This window comes from Bacteroidota bacterium (assembly GCA_008933805.1).
GTDB lineage: Bacteria > Bacteroidota > Bacteroidia > UBA8524 > UBA8524 > SB11.
Genome location: WBUH01000006.1, coordinates 42631 through 59816 on the forward strand (window position 1 = coordinate 42631; position 17186 = coordinate 59816).

Sequence of the window (17186 nt, forward strand, 5' to 3'; positions counted from 1 at the left end):
CCTGCGTGAAGTTATCCGTTATCATCGTCAACTATAACGTAAAGGCGTTTTTAGAGCAGGCTTTGCTAAGTGCGCAAAAGGCTGCCCAAAAAGTGCCTACCGAAATATTTGTGGTGGATAACGACTCGGTGGATGGGAGCGTGGAGATGGTTCGCGAAAAATTTCCCGATGTAAAACTCATCGCCAACAAAAAGAACGTAGGATTTTCAGCAGCTAATAACCAAGCCATAGTAGAAAGCACGGGCGAATACGTGCTGTTGTTAAACCCCGATACCGTAGTAGAAGAAAGCACTTTTGAAAAGGTAGTGGCCTTTATGGATGCTACCCCCGATGCGGGTGGATTGGGTGTGCGCATGATTGACGGCAAAGGAAAATTTTTGCCTGAATCAAAACGCGGATTGCCAACTCCGGCAGTTGCATTTTATAAAATGTGCGGCTTATCGAAGATTTTTCCGAAATCGAAAGTTTTTGGCCGTTACCACCTGAAATACCTGAGCGAACACGAAACCAATGAGGTGGAAGTGCTGGCAGGGGCTTTTATGCTGATACGCAAAACCGTATTGGACAAAATAGGCCTGCTGGATGAAACTTTTTTCATGTACGGCGAGGATATAGACCTTAGCTACCGCATCACGCTGGCGGGGTATAAAAACTACTACTTTGCCGATACTACCATCATTCATTACAAAGGCGAAAGCACAAAAAAAACCAGTGTAAACTACGTGTTTGTGTTTTACAGGGCCATGGTAATCTTTGCCCAAAAACACTACAAAGGCGGCAACGCACAGCTGTTTAGCTTGTTTATCAATGTAGCCATTTGGTTCCGTGCTGCACTGGCCTTGTGCTGGCGGTTTTGGCAACGCAGCAAGTATGCTGTAATTGATGCCCTGATACTGTTTATAGGCCACTATTACGCCAAAGAGTATTGGGAAAACAACCACAAATACGTGCTGGGCGGCGAATACCCTTTAAAATACTTGTACTTTAACGGCGTGCTGTACGTTGCCCTGTTTGTGCTGGGTATGTACCTAAGCGGGGGATATCATCGCAAACACACGCTTAAAAACATCTTACAGGGCTTGTTTTGGGGCACCATCATGATAAGTGTGGTGTATGCCTTTTTGCCCGATTCATTGCGTTTCTCACGTGCGCTGATAATACTGGATGCCCTGTGGGGAGCAGTGTTCTTGTGCGGCTGGCGTTTGCTGCTGCATTCGGTACGGTTTCGCAACCTTAACTACGGGCAGCAATTTGCCTACAACACCATTATTGCGGGCGAGGAGGAAGAAGCCTTGCGTGTGTACGACCTGCTTAAAGAAAGCAATGCGCCGCACACGTTTAAGGGTTTTGTGTCGGCCAACGGGCCGTTTAAAGATGGTAGCCGCTATTTGGGCAACATGAACCACCTGAAAGAAATTTGCGAGGTGTTTGATGTGACGGAAGTGATTTTTTGCGCCCGCGATATTTCTGCCGAGACCATTATGGGCTGGATGAGCCGCATGGACAATGAGCAGGTGAATTTTAAAATTGTGCCACGCAACAGCTTTTATATTATTGGCAGCAACAGCAAAAACACCAACGGCGAATTATACACCGTTGATTTGAAACTGAACATTGCCGAGCCGGCTTTGGCAGCCAACAAGCGGGTGTTTGATATTATTGCTTCCGTGGTGTTGGTGGCTTTGTTTCCGGTGTTGGGGTGGTTGATGAAAAAACCTGCCCGCGCTTTTGGCGGATTGCTAAACGTTATCGGGGGTACACGCTCGTTGGTGGGGTATGCTCCTGCCGAAAACATGAATACCTTGCCCACCATAAAGCCCGGTTTGCTTTCGCCGTTAGATGCGCTAAAGGGCAATACCCACTTTATTTCTGCCGAAAAACTGAATTTCTTTTACGCCAAAGACTACTCGATTGGCAACGACCTAAATATCTTGGTGAAGGGGTGGCGTAATCTTACTTTTTGATTTGTTGATTTATTGATTGGGGGATTGTTGGGGTTATTTCTAATTTGTTTTGAATGCACTACTTTGGAATATTCTTCAAGCTTGGGTTTTCTTTTGTATAATATTCTCCAACAACTAGGTTACTATTATTTAACTCCGCACTTATATATGAAGTTGTATAAATGATTTGGTAAGATTCTGGGGCATAATTAAGGACTCTATTAATAAGCAGGTTTTGAAAATTTTGTGCTCTTGGCATTTCAATTCCCTTATCCTCCATATTATCCGCAAAAATAAACCGTGGAAATCTCATACTATCTATAAATAGTGATGCTAAAAAAATTGAAAACCTCGCAGAAACTTTTAGGTAAAAATTTGAACTTGCTGAATATTTTGAAAATTTATTTGATAAGAAGGTCATGTTGTTAGAATAATCAATAAAAAAGTCGTTAGCATTTTTAAACTCATCTTGTCTATCAAGGTCATTGTTAAGTAAATAAACCCCTTCTTCCCTTACCTTTTTATTAATTTCTTCTTTCAGTTTTTCCTGTTTACTTTCTGTATTAAAGATATAGGATTTTAAGAATTTTATTTCCTTCTCTAGTTGAGATTTTTTTTGAATAAGCTTATCATATAGCTCAGCTTTTTCAAGCATTGTTCTGTATTGAAGAATCTCCCCTTCGATAAATCCCTTCATACTATTCAGGTTGTCAACTGTTTCTTCATTAAATGACTTAACGTCATTTAATGCGTCATTTATACGCTTTTGGGTATCCTGTAGCTTACCAAGCTCAGCGGTGTATTTCGCCTCAAATTCTAAAAGAATTCGTTTATTCGTTTCCAGTAGCTTTTGTGATTCATTAATTTGAAAGCCAATTTCTAATTCCATTCTTCTAGCTTGAACCACACCAAAGGACTGATCGATTGGCTCTTTACAAAGCTTACATTTTGAGTGGTCTTCACTTTGTTTAATTTTGGTAAGGCATTCGGGACAATACTCTAAAGGAAGATTACCTAGAAATTCTCTAGTATTAATAGAGTTTTTCAGTGCTTTTATTTTCTTGTTTAAGGTTTCAATAAAAAAAGAAGAATCTTCAATTTCGTTGTTTAAAATATTAATATCCTTTTCTATGTTTAAAACTTTTTTCCTTTGCTCAATAGACTCATCTGTTAACTTTTGAAACAATAGTTTTGAATTCGTTTCATACTTAATTTCTTTTTCCTTATTTCTAATTGAAACGATTTCATCCTGTATTTCAGAAATTTCTTTTTCCTTGTTTGCAATTACTGTAGCAATATGCTCTGGGTTTAAAAGATGTTCGTCTGAAAAAAAATGACTTGCGGCTTTTATTTCGGTTTTTATATCATCTAGTTCCTTTTCAGCAACTATTAATCGTTTTTTATTTTCATATAATTCTTCATTATAAACGCCCAGTAGTAAATCAGAAACGGTTTCTCTAGTCAGTTGACTATCAAAATGTTCATAGTAGAACAATGAATTTGTCGGCGAATCTTGGTCAATATACAACAGCCTTAGAATTTGATGAAAAGTAATATTACTATCACCTTTAACGATAGGCAAGCCTAGTAGTTCAAATAAAATATTTGAAAAACTCTTCTTGTTTTCTGTGGTTTTATAGCCAAATTTTTGCCACGTTTTATCCACAGGAGGGTTAAGACTTTCATCCATAGAGCCCCAAAAAAAGTATAGGGGTGCTTGGGCGATTATTTTCCCTTCTCCATCTTTCTCTATGTACCGTTTAATGGTTAAAACCGCTGAATTTACTTCAACCTCCGCAGTAACGTGAGAGCATTTTCTTGCTTCAGGGACAAAGTCATTAAATGCTCCACCTAAAACAAAAAAAATGAAATGTGTAATCGTTGACTTCCCGCTACTATTATCCCCCCGAATGATGTTTACACCTTTATGGAAAATCTCGTCATAAGCAATCCTGTCATTTTCTGCAATAATTCGCAGCCTTCTTAGAAACAAATTATTACGCGTCATACTTGCTTTCCATTAAATTGGTTCTACTCTTTAGACCATCAGTTCCAAATAATGACATATTATTAAATTGCGAAGTCATTAATGCTATGACGTTTTTCTCTTTAGGGGACAAATCTCCAAGCTTATCAACAAAATCTACCAAAATATTTTTACTTATAATTAGTATTCTTTGTTGATTTAAAAAAGATTTTTCAATTATTTCATAAGAGGCAATACAGTTAAGCGCCGCTAATTGATAGGGCTTTATTTTTTCAAATATTTTTCTGTTCTCCGTAATCCTCTCATAAGGATTATTCGAATCCTTTATAAATTGTTTTCTTATTTTTCTTATATCAGACTCATTTTGTTTTAATCTTATTTCATGAATTTTACTTGGAAAAAGAAAATAGAAATCCCAAATTCTTATTCGTTCAATTTCAATAATATCTTCATTATTAAATTTATTTAAAAAATGAAGCAATCTAAAAATTGTATGATATAGGTCAAAAGCTTGATTATATACTATCATAATTTTTCCAGTTTAAATGACATTGGCCAGTGAGATAATAAACCATGCCAAAAATGTCATCTGCGTTATAGTTTAATACGTCGTCATTTTCGCCTTCAGTATTTATTAAATCAAGTACAGGCTGAATAACTTTAATGGTTAGCTCTTTAAAAACCTCGTCCTTTAATGCCCCATTATTAATTAGAGGCATTACATGCGCCTCAAAGTCCATTTTTATTTTACTAAATAATTGACTGTCTATCCATTGTGCCGATTCGTAAAATTTATTTAACTCTAAACGCTTAGCATATTTTTGCTTTTTTATAGTTGCCTCAATTATTTCACTTTCCTTAAATCCCCCATCTTTTAGTTTTGTAGGCATATCTATACCGTCTCTACTCGTAAGATATAGTTTTAGGGATTCCATTATACCATTATATCTTGCATCACATGCAACCTCCTCATTTAATTTTGCAAACCTTTTTGCAAACCTTGTATTTTTAACCAAAAAAATTGCCCCCTCATTGTTTGCAATGTTTAATTGGTTAGTAATTTCGTTTTCCTTGTTTTCTACGTTCATCTAACAAATTACATTTGAATATTTCCTTTATTATCTTGAATATTTATTTGCTTTTGAATTTGTCCATTATTGTTAATGTTTTGTTGGTTTTGTGCATTTAGCGTTTGATGTGCATTATTAACAGCATTTTCAAGTTCTTGTTTAAATGTTGGATCCTCATTTATTTTTTCCACTAACTTTTGAATAAGTTCTTGCTTTCTGATACTGTCAGTAATATCATGCACCAACTCTGATTCTTTCTGATTTACGAATGGTCTCTTAATAAGCTTCCAAATATCTTCTCCAACATTCTCAGCTATTTTTTCTCCTGCTTTTAATATGTAGGGCATAACTAAAGTTATAGCTGCCGTTATTAGCGTAACTGGTTCCATATAGATAGTATTATTTTCTAGCCGTAAATATAGTTAATACTTATTTAGATTACATAACCACTAATTCCAATTATATAACACCCTTGTTTTTTGACACGCTGAAAGATTGTATTTGTAGATAAAAACCCGCAAACCCTTGTGCTGTGCGTAAAAAAATAACCGCATCACACAATAACAAGATACCACCGTAACAAGATGATACAACTGTCCCGCTTTGTCCCACATGTTTGGGACAGGGTTTTAATCAGTAAAAATTTAAAAACCAATGTTTTATAAGTAAATTTTGTCTGTCCCACGTGTCCCACCTATCCTTCAACTAACTCAGGACTTCGCCTACGCGCAACCCCTTGAACGACGAACGAATTTTAATAACTGCTGCTATTGTGGGTACATGAGCCCATGCGGTTGTTCCCCTCCTTAGCAAAGCGTCAATACTGAGCCTGTCGAAGTATGTGCGTAGGGCAAGGAGGGGTTAGGGGTGGTCGGCAATATTCAGCGACAGGTACGCAGACCTGCCGCTATGGATAGAGTGCCCAACCTTCTATCAATAGCATCGGGATTTATTCCCGATGTTAAGAAGCAAACACACCTCCCTCTGTCCATCCTTAGCTAGGAGGGAAGCCACGCGCATGGCCAATCACAGACGAACGAGTTTTAATAACTCTTCCTATTGTGGGTACATGAGTCCGTGCGGTTGTTCCCCTCCTTAGCAAGGCATCAATACTGAGCCTGTCGAAGTAGGCGCGTGAGGCAAGGAGGGGTTAGGGGTGGTCGAAGTGCTCGGCGACAGGTACGCAGACCTGCCGCTATGGATAAAGTGCCCAATCTTCTATCCATAGCATCGGGATTTATTCCCGATGTTAAGAAGCAAACACACCTCCCTCTGTCCCTCCTTAGCTAAGAGGGAAGCCACGCGCATGGCCATCCACAGACGAACGAGTTTTAATAACTGCTGCTATTGTGGGTACATGAGCCTGTGCGGTTGTTCCCCTCCTTAGCAAGACAGCAATACTGGGCCTGTCGAAGTATGCGCGTAGGGCAAGGAGGGGTTAGGGGTGGTCGAAATGCTCGGCGACAGGTATGCATACCTGCCGCTATGGATAAAGTACCCAACCGTCTATACATAGCATCGGGATTTATTCCCGATGTTAAGAAGCAAACACACCTCCCTCTGTCCCTCCTTAGCTAGGAGGGAAGCCACGCGCATGGCCATTCACAGACGAACGAATTTTAATAACTGCTGCTATTGTGGGTACATGAGCCCGTGCGGTTGTCCCCTCCTTAGCAAGGCATCAATACTGAGCCTGTCGAAGTATGTGCGTAGGGCAAGGAGGGGTTAGGGGTGGTCGAAGTGCTCGGCGACAGGTACGCAGACCTGCCGCTATGGATAGAGTGCCCAACCTTCTATCAATAGCATCGGGATTTATTCCCGATGGGTTTTGTGGAGGTCGGAAAGTGAGATTCCCAATCAAGTTGAGCATGAGGTTAACCGAAACAAGCGTGACTTGATACAACAAAAAAGCCGACCCCTAATTACATTAGAGTCGGCTTATGTATTATTTGTTCAACGGCTTATGCGCCGGCGGCACTGTCGCCGTTAATAGCAGCAATACCGGGCAGCTGTTTGCCTTCAAAATATTCAAGCAAAGCACCCCCGCCGGTTGATACGTAGCTTACGTTATCAGCAAGGTTAAACTTGTTAATAGCCGCAGCACTGTCTCCACCGCCAATAAGGGTAAACGCGCCGTTATCAGTAGCTTTTGCTACCGCATTGGCTACGGTTTTAGTTCCATTTTCAAAACTGCTCATTTCAAAAACACCCATCGGGCCGTTCCACAATACGGTTTTGCTGTTGGCAATCACCTCGGCAAATTTTGCAGCAGCATCTGGGCCGATATCTAACCCCATCCAGCCTGAAGGAATACTCTCGTTGGCAGCAGTTTGGGTAGCGGCATCGTTGGCAAATTTATCGGCAATAATGCTATCGGCAGGCAGGTACAAATTCACCCCTTTTTCTTTGGCTTTTGCCAAAATATCCAAGCAGGTTTGCAAACGGTCGGCTTCGCAAAGCGAGTTACCTATATCCATTCCCTGGGCTTTGAAAAAGGTATAGGCCATACCACCGCCAATTATCATATTATCAACCTTGTCCATCAGGTTTTCAATAATCAGCAACTTGTCTGATACTTTTGCGCCGCCCATAATGGCCGTAAATGGTTTTTGAGCGTTGTTCATCACCTTTTCGGCATTGGCTACTTCGTTGGCCATTACATACCCAAAGTATTTTGCCGATGGGAAAAACTCAGCAATAATGGCGGTGCTGGCGTGTGCACGGTGTGCAGTACCAAATGCATCGTTTACGTATACATCGCCCAGTTGTGCCAATTTCTCAGCAAACTCGCGGTTTCCTTTTTCTTCTTCTTTGTAAAAACGCAGGTTTTCAAGCAATAACACCTCTCCGCTTTGCAACCCTGTACTTAGGGTTTTAGCATCTTCGCCAATACAATCAGCCGCAAACTTTACGGTGGTATTTAGCAAGGTACTTAGGTGGTTTACCAAGTGTTTTAGCGAGTACTTTTCAGTTGGACCTTCTTTTGGCCGACCCAAGTGCGACATCAATATCACGCTTCCGCCATCGTTCAAAATCTTTTTAAGCGTTGGCAAAGCGGCAGTAATGCGCGAGTCGTCGGTGATGTTATAATTCTCATCAAGAGGCACGTTAAAATCTACGCGCACAAGGGCACGTTTACCCGAAAAGTTCAGAAGGTCAATGGTTTTCATCAGCTAAAATTTGCCGCAAAGGTAGGGTTTCATTCGGGTATTTTAAACATACCGTTTTGTTATTGTGCATCCTGTTTGGGCATAATCTTCCATAAAAAACCTTTGTTGGTGCGCTCTTGCCAGTGCCCTATATTCATTGGCTGCGGCACAATGGGCGCAACGCAATACTCAAGCGAGGCAATGCTGTTTTTTTGTAGCACAACCCCTCCTATTTTATCTGTGTAAAGAAAAAAGGTCCCGTCGACGGCTGTATTCATTTCGTTTTGCTTCACAAAGCAACTATTGCAATACCTGAAAAAGTTCATTTTTAACCCGCAATCAAACGGGTCTTTCTCAGCAAAAACAATTTTAGTGTTTTTATGAGTGTTATGAACGATGTAAAACGCTTTGAACAACGCCTCACGCTCACTGGCGGGCTTTATTAGCGAAATAGCCATTAATGCTATATTGAATGCAACAAGCCCTTTAACAGAGTACTTAATCACTGAAGGGCTGAGGTTAGAAAGTCTTGATTTAATTCCAAGCAATCCCTGCACACACAAGTAGGGCATAAGAGCAACCATAGGAAACATAAACCTGAACTCTTTGTGTGCTACTGCACTGTGTGCCACCACAAAGGCAACCAACACCCATGTGTAGGGGCTCTTACGGCTTGTCCAAAGCCCGAAACACATCAGCACCAACAAAAGAAGGCTAAGGGGTGGTGCAGCTATCTCAATAAACATGGTTATATAGCTATAAAACGGGCTGGTACCGAAGCTTGATGCTTTATCGGCCACTATGTTTTGAAAGAAGTAATTATAAGGTGTGCATACCCATTGATTGTATAACCAATAATCGGTTAGTGTGCCTATTGCTGCTGCGATAACCCCGCCCGACACTAGTAACGAAAAGGACGCAGGGGTAAATTTTTTATACCGAAAAGCCCATGCTACAAACCCTACAATGGCAAACGCCATTTGAAAGCGGAAATAAAACGACAACCCCATAAGCAAGCCGCCCAACAACCAAGAAAGGTTTACTTTGAGGATTTTCGGAGGATATAAAACCACATAAAGCCCCGCAAAAAACAATAAACCGCCCCAACTTTCGCTAGAATAACGAACGTGTAAATAGGGCAAAAACCATAAGCAGGCACTAAACAGCAACAATGCTTTTTGCATAACTGTGTCTTTGTGTTCCTGCTTCCATTTGTTGTAAAAAGCCCACGTTAATACCCACCACAGTAAACCTGTTAACTGGCGCAAAATTGCCGTAAGCATAAACGGTGAATACGCATCAGCGGCAATCATGGTTTTGCCTACAATCCATCCCAGCATAATTTGCAACCCGGGTCGTATCTTATCCGTAAACTCCCAAGCAAGGTCGTTTGGCCCATAAAAGCCCAGTTTCCAACCCAACGGCTCTAATAACTGGAAATGCTCGTCGGCATGGTGAAACCCTGTACTGGTAATAGCTGCAAGTATGTGCGTAAGCAAACTAAACAGCATAAAAGAGTTTGCATAGCCGTTTTGGGTAAAAAAACCCTTCGGTAATATTGTTTTCATAGTTTGGACTTCAAAACTATTTCACCGCAAGGGATAGCCGTAATTGATTTTTGCAAGAACCAAAGATTGTTTTTGCAGATTTTGCAATACGTTTAACGGGATACCTATATTTGAAACAATGGCCGAAAAGTACACTTGGTATAAGATATACGATTTTAAAACCCACGGTAACGAGCCGCAGGAACTGTTCTCATTGAGAGCCATTGAGGCCGACGGAAAACGATTGGTACTGGTGCGCAACCAAAAGGGATATTATGCCGTGGATGATAAATGCCCGCACGCAGGCTATCCGCTCAGCCATGGCAAGTGCTTGCAAGACGGCACATTAATGTGTATTTACCACCGTTACCGTTTTGATTTGGAAACCGGTCAAAGTGGCTCGGACTTTGTACAAACTCATCCTGTGCGGGTGGATGATGTGGGTGTATTTATTGGATTAAAAAAGAAAAAATGGTGGTTGTGGTAATACCTGCCTAACCGCTCATAAAACAAATGCAGGCTGCTGAAACGATAAAATACCGACTGTTGGCCTTGAGTATTGTAGTGGATGTATTGGGTATGCTTAGTTACTTAATCCCTGCCCTTGGCGAATGGACAGACATTGCAATGGCCGTGCTTACTGCCTTGGCAATTTTTAAAGGTTACCACAGTTACGGATGGGCGGCATTTGGATTTTTGGAAGAGATTTTGCCGTTTACGGATATTATTCCCTCGGCCACACTGGTGTGGATTTATAGATTTGTTATTAGGAAGCAGACATACAAAGCATAATTGTTATGGAAATTAAACATCATTTTGAAGGCAGCAAAGGCGAATTCTATATAGAAGAAAACGGCCACGTAGTGGCTCAATATGCCTATACCATGACCGACGACACTACTATGCTGGCTACCCATACCGGAGTTTCACCGCGCCTGCGGGGACAAGGTATTGCCATGAAGTTGGTAGAGGCTGCCGTTGAGTACGCCCGCGCTCATAATTATAAAATTGCTCCTTCTTGCTCCTACGTGCGTTGGGCGCACGAAACCCGCCCTGATTTGGCCGACGTGATACGTTGATTATTCTTTTAGCAGCAACCTGCTTTCAAAAACACCTTCATTATTAATTTTTACAAGGTAGGTACCGCTTTGTAAATAGCTAATATCAATATCTTGGTTAGGCAAAAACGGTTGATTAGTAATTACACAACGGCCTGTTAAGTCAAATACTTCAACAGTTGCTTTTTCAGCGGCATTTTTAAGTTTTATTTTAAATGATCCGTTGGCGGGATTGGGATATAATACTAATCCAATTTCTTCACTTTCGGCAAATTCATTTTCTTGTACAGATAATAGCGGGCTTCCGCCTTGATTAGTGCTTCTGTATAAAAGAGAGCCTGTTAAAAACATCAAATCAGGTGTTATAATTTTTATAGCATTAAGAGAAGAAGGGGGTGGTCCTGGCAGTTCTTGACTAAAAAATGTTCTACCACCGTCCACCGTTTTAAAAGGTTTTAACCGATCTTTTATTGTTATCCAACCAATTTTATTGGTTACAAAAGCTAAGCTTGTAATAGACGCAACAGGTTGTCCATCATTTAAGCAAAACCATTTTTCCCAAGTTTGACCCCGATTAGTAGTTCTATACACGCAACTATTGTTGCTGCCAATAAACCCTGTATCCTTTGATACAAAAAACAATGTTAATGGCTGCATATCCTGAATAGGAGCGCCCACAGAATCCCACGTTTTACCGCCATCAGTAGTAGAAAATAGTTTAGTGTTGTTATATATTGTTTCCCACCCGATAAAATAACCGTTCAAACTATCTATAAACTGAAAGGCATAATGTGCTCCAACAAAAAAATTATCTTGGCGTTGCCAGTTTTTACCCTCATCAATCGTTTTAAACAAATTGTTCGATAGCATAAAGCCACTGTCTTCAGTAAAGAAATGAGCTTCAGGTCTCCTGTAAGGAAGTTGAACATGCTGCGTACGATTTGCACCAATATCGAAAATGGTATCAACATCCAATGTTGAAGTATCAAGACGGCAAATGTGTGATGGAGCAAAAAGTAAAAGGGAGCCTTCTTTGTGATACTTTAACTGTTTAGGAGAGGTACTAAATTGTAAGTTAAAAAAACAACCGTTTAAGTCTCCAGTTTTGTCCGGCGTTGTAGGTAACAAACAGTTTTGGGTCGCCTTCAATATTCTCCATCAAAAAGCCCACGCCATTACCTTTTGAGAAAGTCACTAGCCCTGTATTGACAATCTGAGAAAACTGATCAACTGATTTACTTTCTTTCCATTGACAAAAGGTGAAGAAAGGAAAAAACAAAGAACATAAAACGAATACTGTTTTCATTTTTTACTCTTGAGGCTAATTTAAACATATTATACGTCGTAGAGGCTCAAAAGGTTGCAATCCTTGCAGTCTTTAACACTATGGATATATTACGTATGTATATCATACTAACAAAATTTCAAACCCTTACCTTTGCGGGGTACTTATGCCAAAAAAAGCCGTTATAGCCGCGCTAACTGCTTCAGTTATTTTATTTGCCGCCTTTTTACCGCAGGCTGAACCAACAGTTCCGCAAACGCCTGAGCAATTGGGCGAAATGCTGTTTAACGATAAAATACTTTCGGGCGATTATACCCTGAGCTGTGCAAGTTGTCATATTCCCCAGTTTGCCTTTGCCGATACCGTAAAATTTAGCAAAGGAGTTGGCGGTAAACTCACCGGACGCAATACACCAACGGTAATGAATGTACTATCACGGGAATCGTTTTTTTGGGACGGCAGGGTGGCAACGCTGGAAGAACAAGCTTTGCACCCCATCAGCAATCCCGATGAAATGAACCTGCCGATTGAAGAAGCTGTGAAGCGGCTGAGCAACGACGAGAATTACCGCAATTATTTTACGACGATATACGGCCAGCTGCCAGACAAAACCACTTTGGGAAAGGCCATTGCAGCTTTTGAAAAAACACTGGAAACTGCTTCGACCCGTTTTGACCGCTACATGAACGATGAAGTAATGTTTACCGAAAGCGAAAAACGCGGGCAAACGCTGTTTAACAACAAAGCCAAATGTTTTGATTGCCACTTCTCGCCTGATTTTACGGGCGATGAGTTTAGAAACATCGGCTTGTTTGATGGTAAACAACTAAACGATTCGGGCAGGTATAAAATCACCCAAAACCCTAAAGATTTAGGTAAGTTTAAGGTGCCCGGCTTGCGTAATGTGGCAATTACAGCCCCCTATATGCACAACGGGATGTTTGCAACCCTTCGCGAGGTGATTGATTATTACGACAATCCCGCTGCAACAGTGAAGTATGCCCAAAACCGCGATGAGCTGTTAAGTAAGCCTTTAAACCTTACCGAAGAAGAGAAAAAGGATTTGGAAGCATTTTTGCTTACCCTTACCGACGATAATTTTGTAAAAAAGTAAGCTTACATAACAAAACATACTGATGGTATAAGTGTTGTAACTTACTGTAAACGATTGCATTATTTTTGCAGCACCCTGTGCTTAGTTTAATGGATTTTTGAACACACGAATGATAGAGGAAGAAGATTTTAATTTAGAAGGTTTTATTGAAGACCAGCAAGACAGCGAGCTGTACGAACACCACCGCATAGTGGTTGACCCCGGACAATCGCTATTGCGAATTGACAAGTTTTTGATGCATCGGTTGCAGAATGTAAGTCGTAACAAAATACAATTGGCGGCAATTGCCAACAGTATTTTGGTGAACGACGACCCTGTGAAATCAAACTACAGGGTGAAGCCCTTGGATGTAATTACCGTTGTGCTGCCCACTCCGCCGAGGGATACGGCCATTTACCCTGAAAACATCCCCTTAACCGTTGTTTACGAGGACGATGATTTGATTATCATCAATAAAAAACCCGGCATGGTGGTGCACCCCGGCTTTAATAACTACACGGGTACGTTGGTAAATGCTTTGGCCTGGCATTTTGAGGGGCAGAACATCGACCGTAAAGAACCTACCCCCTGTTTGGTGCACCGCATTGATAAAAACACCAGCGGGCTTATGGTGGTGGCTAAAAATGAAACCGCAATGGCCGGCCTTGCCCAGCAGTTTTTCGACCACAGTATAGAACGCACTTACAATGCCCTTGTGTGGGGTGATTTTGAAGAAGACAGCGGCACCATACGCGGCAACTTGGCTCGTCACCCCAAAAACCGTTTAGAAATGACGGTGTTTGAAGACGGCAGCCACGGTAAAGAAGCCGTTACCCACTACCGCGTTTTAGAGCGTTTTCACTACGTTACCCTTGTTGAGTGTAAGCTTGAAACAGGCCGCACCCACCAAATACGTGCCCACATGCGCTACATAGGTCACCCCATTTTTAACGACGATACCTACGGAGGCGATAAAATTATAAAAGGCACTACGTTTAGCAAATACAAACAGTTTATTGATAACTGCTTTGAGCTGATACCCCGCCAAGCACTGCACGCAAAAACACTGGGTTTTATACACCCCGGCACCCAAGAAAAAGTGTTTTTCGACAGCAACCTGCCCGAAGATTTTATGAATGTACTTGATAAATGGCGCAGGTACATTGCCCACAAAAAAGACTTTGAAGAATAGGCCGTCTTCAGCTGGACAACTTTAGTCTTTAATAACTTCCCGCAAGGCTTCCCGCCTCGTTAAGGAGGGTCTGATGGAGCTATGCCAGCACCCCGTCATTCCCAACTTGATTGGGAATCCCTTGTTTCGACCACTCACAAACCATCGGGAATAAATCCCGATGCTTTTGATAGAAGGTTGGGCACTCTATCCATAGCGGCAGGTCTGCGTACCTGTCGCCGAGCACTTCGACCACCCCTAACCCCTCCTTGCCGTACGCGCATACTTCGACAGGCTCAGTATTGATGCCTTGCAAAGGAGGGGAACAACCACACAGGCTCACCTGCCCAATAGCAGTAGCAGTTGCTAAAAACTGATTCGGCGCTCAATGGGTAGCGCGTGGTTCCCTCCTAGCTAAGGAGGGACTGAAGGAGCTATGCCAGCACCCCGTCATTCCCAACTTGATTGGGAGTCCCTTGTTTCGACCACTCACAAACCATCGGGAATAAATCCCGATGCTATTGATAGAAGGTTGGGCTCTCTATCCATAGCGGCAGGTCTATGCACCTGCCGACCAAAGCCCCCCTTCCGTCATTCCTGCGCAGGCAGGAATCTCACCCCCCTTTATTTCTCAAACCCCCTCCAACGCCATCACTTTTCTCCGTCAGTATCCCGTTTAAATATTTTAGTAATTGATTTTGCCCCTTGGGTAATTTGGTTCATACCCTTCTCAATCAGTGCACCGTCGTAATCCGTAGAAAATTCGCTAAATTCCTCGTGGGCGTTTACTTCAGGATGTACCAGCACAAAACTGTAGTCTGTAAAATGTTTGGCCATTTTTTGCGGAATACTGTTTTGCTGGCTTTGGAACGATACGCCCCCTTTACGCGGCAAAATCACCATCATCAAATCATTAGGTTCAATATCCCGCGATAAGATTAAGAAATCATCCCAATCACTAAACTCTTTATACTCAACGGCCGCAGTAAACTTATTTTTAGCAATGTATTGCTGCATCGCATCGCGGGTATTGGGTGTGGCGTACAACGTGCAGCTTAAACTAAGCCTTTCGGCCAACAGTAAAACACTGCCGGGCCATTTATCAAACCCGTATTCCTTCTCCACATACGGGGGGCATATCAGTACAATTTTACGGTGAATATTAAGCGGCAAAGGCAAGTTGCATACAAAAACGGTTTGGTGCGTTTGCTCCACAATGTTTTGCATGGTTTTGCCAAACAAAATATCCGTCCAGTTTTTGCGCTGCGAAAAGCCTACTACCACCTCGGTAGCAAACATTTCTTTCGATACCCGCTTAATACCGCTGGGCACATTTTGGTCGATAGTGGTAATCACCTCTGCCTTTTGGTCGGCTGCCGCAGCGTGGGTCAGTGCTTTTTCAAGCATTTTTTGCGCCTCAATCAGCTTGGTTTGTGAAGAAGCATCGTCTTCCACAACGGATAAACACATCACGGGGAAATGGTTCTTCGGTTTCTTAATCGTAATGGCAAAATCCACCAGTTTCTCCATCAACGCCGGATTAGATATCGGCACCAGTATTTTTTGTTCGTTACCGTTCACCTTATCCACGTCAAGGGTGTCCTCGGCCAAGGCAACCTTCTTCGCAGCATTTTCGGTAACAAACGAAGCCACAAGGCAGGTAAACAAAATCAGTATAATGGTACCGTTCAGTATATTTTCGTCAATAATATTCATGCGGTAACCCACCAAAATCACCGCTAATGTGGCGGCAGCGTGCGCACTGCTCAGACCGAAAATAAGGTTACGAAACGATGGCGGGTATTTCAAAATCAACGCAGTAGTCCAAGCCGCCAACCATTTTCCGCCCAAGGCCACCCCTGTAAGCGTAAACGCCACAATAAGTGCCTGCGGACCGTTGGTAAGCACGCTCACGTCTATCAACATCCCCACACTTATCAAAAAGAAAGGGATAAATAGTGAGTTGCCCACAAACTCGATACGGTTCATGAGTGAGGAGGTGTGCGGGATAAGTTTATTTAGCGACAGTCCGGCGGCAAACGCCCCGATAATGGGTTCAAGTCCGGCCAGCTCGGCCATAAATGCGCAAAAGAACACTACCGAGAGTACAAAAATGAAATGCGAGTTTTTTTCGCCTTCAAGTTTCCTGAAAAACCATGCTGAAAAGCGGGGGATAACAACCACTACCACAAATAAAAACACAGCAATAGATATACCCAGCCGCGCCCAAAACTCATTGGTAAGCACCCCTTGTGCTGAGGCTGAAATAACGGCCAATATTATCAGTACGGCGGTATCGGTTAGTATGGTGCCGCCCACAGTTATAGCAACTGCTTGGTTTTTTTGTATGCCCATACGGCTTACAATGGGGTAGGCCACCAGTGTATGTGTAGCAAACATACTGGCAGTAAGCAAACTGGTATTAAAACTATAGCCCAGCAAATACATACAAACGGGCAAGCCAATGGCCAAAGGCAGCATAAACGTTAAGAAACCAAAAACAAAACTCTTGTATTTGTTTTTGGCAAACTCTTTCAAATCCAGCTCTAGGCCGGCAATAAACATAATATACAGCAAGCCGATGGTTGAGAAAAGATTAACGGCGGAGTCTTTTTCGATAAGAAAAAACCCGTGCGGCCCTATGGCAACTCCGGCAATAATCAACCCGATAATGCTGGGTATTTTAAACCTTCGCAGAATAATGGGCGATAATAAAATGATAAATAATATAACAGAAAATATCAGCACCGAGTTGTGAAACGGTGTCTGAAATTCATGCGACAGTTTATTTAGGAATTCATTCATAGGCAGCTACCTCAATATAGCAATAATTGGGCAAAAAACCGTGCTTTTTGTATTAAGGTGTGCAGATTGACAGCATAT

15 protein-coding genes are annotated in these 17186 nt (G+C 42.0%); 6 read left to right on the forward strand and 9 right to left on the reverse strand.

Going from position 1 to position 17186, the window contains the following annotated elements:
• The first annotated feature begins 5 nt into the window (after positions 1–5).
• The gene (locus tag F9K23_07595; GenBank protein KAB2916459.1) at positions 6–1964 is read left to right on the forward strand and encodes a glycosyltransferase; all 1959 of its coding nucleotides are present in this window, start codon (positions 6–8) and stop codon (positions 1962–1964) included.
• A 58-nt stretch (positions 1965–2022) separates the two neighbouring features.
• Here the strand turns inward: F9K23_07595 and F9K23_07600 are convergent, their stop codons facing one another.
• From F9K23_07600 to F9K23_07625, 6 genes are all read right to left on the reverse strand, one after another.
• On the reverse strand, positions 2023–3951 hold the full coding sequence (locus F9K23_07600) for a hypothetical protein (GenBank protein KAB2916460.1): 1929 nt from the start codon (positions 3949–3951) through the stop codon (positions 2023–2025).
• On the reverse strand, positions 3941–4459 hold the full coding sequence (locus F9K23_07605) for a hypothetical protein (GenBank protein KAB2916461.1): 519 nt from the start codon (positions 4457–4459) through the stop codon (positions 3941–3943). Before F9K23_07605 ends, F9K23_07600 begins: the two co-directional genes overlap by 11 nt.
• Positions 4446–5018, reverse strand: coding sequence for a hypothetical protein (locus F9K23_07610; protein KAB2916462.1), 573 nt, complete (start codon positions 5016–5018; stop codon positions 4446–4448). Before F9K23_07610 ends, F9K23_07605 begins: the two co-directional genes overlap by 14 nt.
• A gap of 8 nt (positions 5019–5026) precedes the next feature.
• Entirely contained in the window at positions 5027–5389 is a 363-nt protein-coding gene (locus F9K23_07615; protein ID KAB2916463.1) for a hypothetical protein, read from the reverse strand.
• A gap of 1572 nt (positions 5390–6961) precedes the next feature.
• On the reverse strand, positions 6962–8170 hold the full coding sequence (locus F9K23_07620; GenBank protein KAB2916464.1) for a phosphoglycerate kinase: 1209 nt from the start codon (positions 8168–8170) through the stop codon (positions 6962–6964).
• 59 nt (positions 8171–8229) lie between these two features.
• A complete protein-coding gene (locus tag F9K23_07625) occupies positions 8230–9717 on the reverse strand; it encodes a hypothetical protein (protein KAB2916465.1) in 1488 nt (495 codons plus the stop codon).
• A 118-nt stretch (positions 9718–9835) separates the two neighbouring features.
• Between F9K23_07625 and F9K23_07630 the strand changes: the two genes are divergently transcribed.
• Genes F9K23_07630 through F9K23_07640 form a run of 3 tightly spaced genes read left to right on the forward strand, consistent with a single transcriptional unit; the run spans position 9836 to position 10775 of the window.
• Complete coding sequence (locus F9K23_07630; protein ID KAB2916466.1) at positions 9836–10183, forward strand: Rieske 2Fe-2S domain-containing protein; 348 nt, start codon at positions 9836–9838, stop codon at positions 10181–10183.
• Positions 10184–10209: 26 nt separating this feature from the next.
• Positions 10210–10488 carry a hypothetical protein gene (locus F9K23_07635; GenBank protein KAB2916467.1) on the forward strand — a complete coding sequence of 93 codons (279 nt, stop codon included), beginning with the start codon at positions 10210–10212 and terminating at the stop codon, positions 10486–10488.
• A gap of 5 nt (positions 10489–10493) precedes the next feature.
• On the forward strand, positions 10494–10775 hold the full coding sequence (locus tag F9K23_07640) for an N-acetyltransferase (GenBank protein KAB2916468.1): 282 nt from the start codon (positions 10494–10496) through the stop codon (positions 10773–10775).
• On the opposite strand, the gene F9K23_07645 is transcribed toward F9K23_07640, so the two are convergent.
• Both F9K23_07645 and F9K23_07650 read right to left on the reverse strand, forming a co-directional pair.
• The gene (locus F9K23_07645) at positions 10776–11729 is read right to left on the reverse strand and encodes a T9SS type A sorting domain-containing protein (protein ID KAB2916469.1); all 954 of its coding nucleotides are present in this window, start codon (positions 11727–11729) and stop codon (positions 10776–10778) included.
• Positions 11730–11829: 100 nt separating this feature from the next.
• The gene (locus F9K23_07650) at positions 11830–12060 is read right to left on the reverse strand and encodes a hypothetical protein (protein ID KAB2916470.1); all 231 of its coding nucleotides are present in this window, start codon (positions 12058–12060) and stop codon (positions 11830–11832) included.
• A 145-nt stretch (positions 12061–12205) separates the two neighbouring features.
• Here F9K23_07650 and F9K23_07655 point away from each other — a divergent pair, with 145 nt between their 5' ends.
• Positions 12206–13153 (forward strand): c-type cytochrome, encoded by a 948-nt coding sequence (locus F9K23_07655; protein KAB2916471.1) that lies wholly within the window; start codon positions 12206–12208, stop codon positions 13151–13153.
• Positions 13154–13262: 109 nt separating this feature from the next.
• Complete coding sequence (locus F9K23_07660; GenBank protein KAB2916472.1) at positions 13263–14324, forward strand: RluA family pseudouridine synthase; 1062 nt, start codon at positions 13263–13265, stop codon at positions 14322–14324.
• Between the two features lie 630 nt (positions 14325–14954).
• On the opposite strand, the gene F9K23_07665 is transcribed toward F9K23_07660, so the two are convergent.
• Positions 14955–17108 carry a cation:proton antiporter gene (locus F9K23_07665; protein KAB2916473.1) on the reverse strand — a complete coding sequence of 718 codons (2154 nt, stop codon included), beginning with the start codon at positions 17106–17108 and terminating at the stop codon, positions 14955–14957.
• Between the last annotated feature and the right edge of the window lie 78 nt (positions 17109–17186).

Excerpts from the sequence above, each read along its gene's own strand:
- F9K23_07615 (KAB2916463.1), bottom strand. The coding sequence starts at position 5,389 with ATGGAACCAGTTACGCTAATAACGGCAGCTATAACTTTAGTTATGCCC.
- F9K23_07620 (KAB2916464.1), bottom strand. The coding sequence starts at position 8,170 with ATGAAAACCATTGACCTTCTGAACTTTTCGGGTAAACGTGCCCTTGTG.
- F9K23_07665 (KAB2916473.1), bottom strand. The coding sequence starts at position 17,108 with ATGAATGAATTCCTAAATAAACTGTCGCATGAATTTCAGACACCGTTT.
- F9K23_07610 (KAB2916462.1), bottom strand. The coding sequence starts at position 5,018 with ATGAACGTAGAAAACAAGGAAAACGAAATTACTAACCAATTAAACATT.
- F9K23_07630 (KAB2916466.1), top strand. The coding sequence starts at position 9,836 with ATGGCCGAAAAGTACACTTGGTATAAGATATACGATTTTAAAACCCAC.
- F9K23_07640 (KAB2916468.1), top strand. The coding sequence starts at position 10,494 with ATGGAAATTAAACATCATTTTGAAGGCAGCAAAGGCGAATTCTATATA.
- F9K23_07600 (KAB2916460.1), bottom strand. The coding sequence starts at position 3,951 with ATGACGCGTAATAATTTGTTTCTAAGAAGGCTGCGAATTATTGCAGAA.
- F9K23_07625 (KAB2916465.1), bottom strand. The coding sequence starts at position 9,717 with ATGAAAACAATATTACCGAAGGGTTTTTTTACCCAAAACGGCTATGCA.
- F9K23_07660 (KAB2916472.1), top strand. The coding sequence starts at position 13,263 with ATGATAGAGGAAGAAGATTTTAATTTAGAAGGTTTTATTGAAGACCAG.
- F9K23_07655 (KAB2916471.1), top strand. The coding sequence starts at position 12,206 with ATGCCAAAAAAAGCCGTTATAGCCGCGCTAACTGCTTCAGTTATTTTA.
- F9K23_07650 (KAB2916470.1), bottom strand. The coding sequence starts at position 12,060 with ATGAAAACAGTATTCGTTTTATGTTCTTTGTTTTTTCCTTTCTTCACC.
- F9K23_07605 (KAB2916461.1), bottom strand. The coding sequence starts at position 4,459 with ATGATAGTATATAATCAAGCTTTTGACCTATATCATACAATTTTTAGA.
- F9K23_07635 (KAB2916467.1), top strand. The coding sequence starts at position 10,210 with ATGCAGGCTGCTGAAACGATAAAATACCGACTGTTGGCCTTGAGTATT.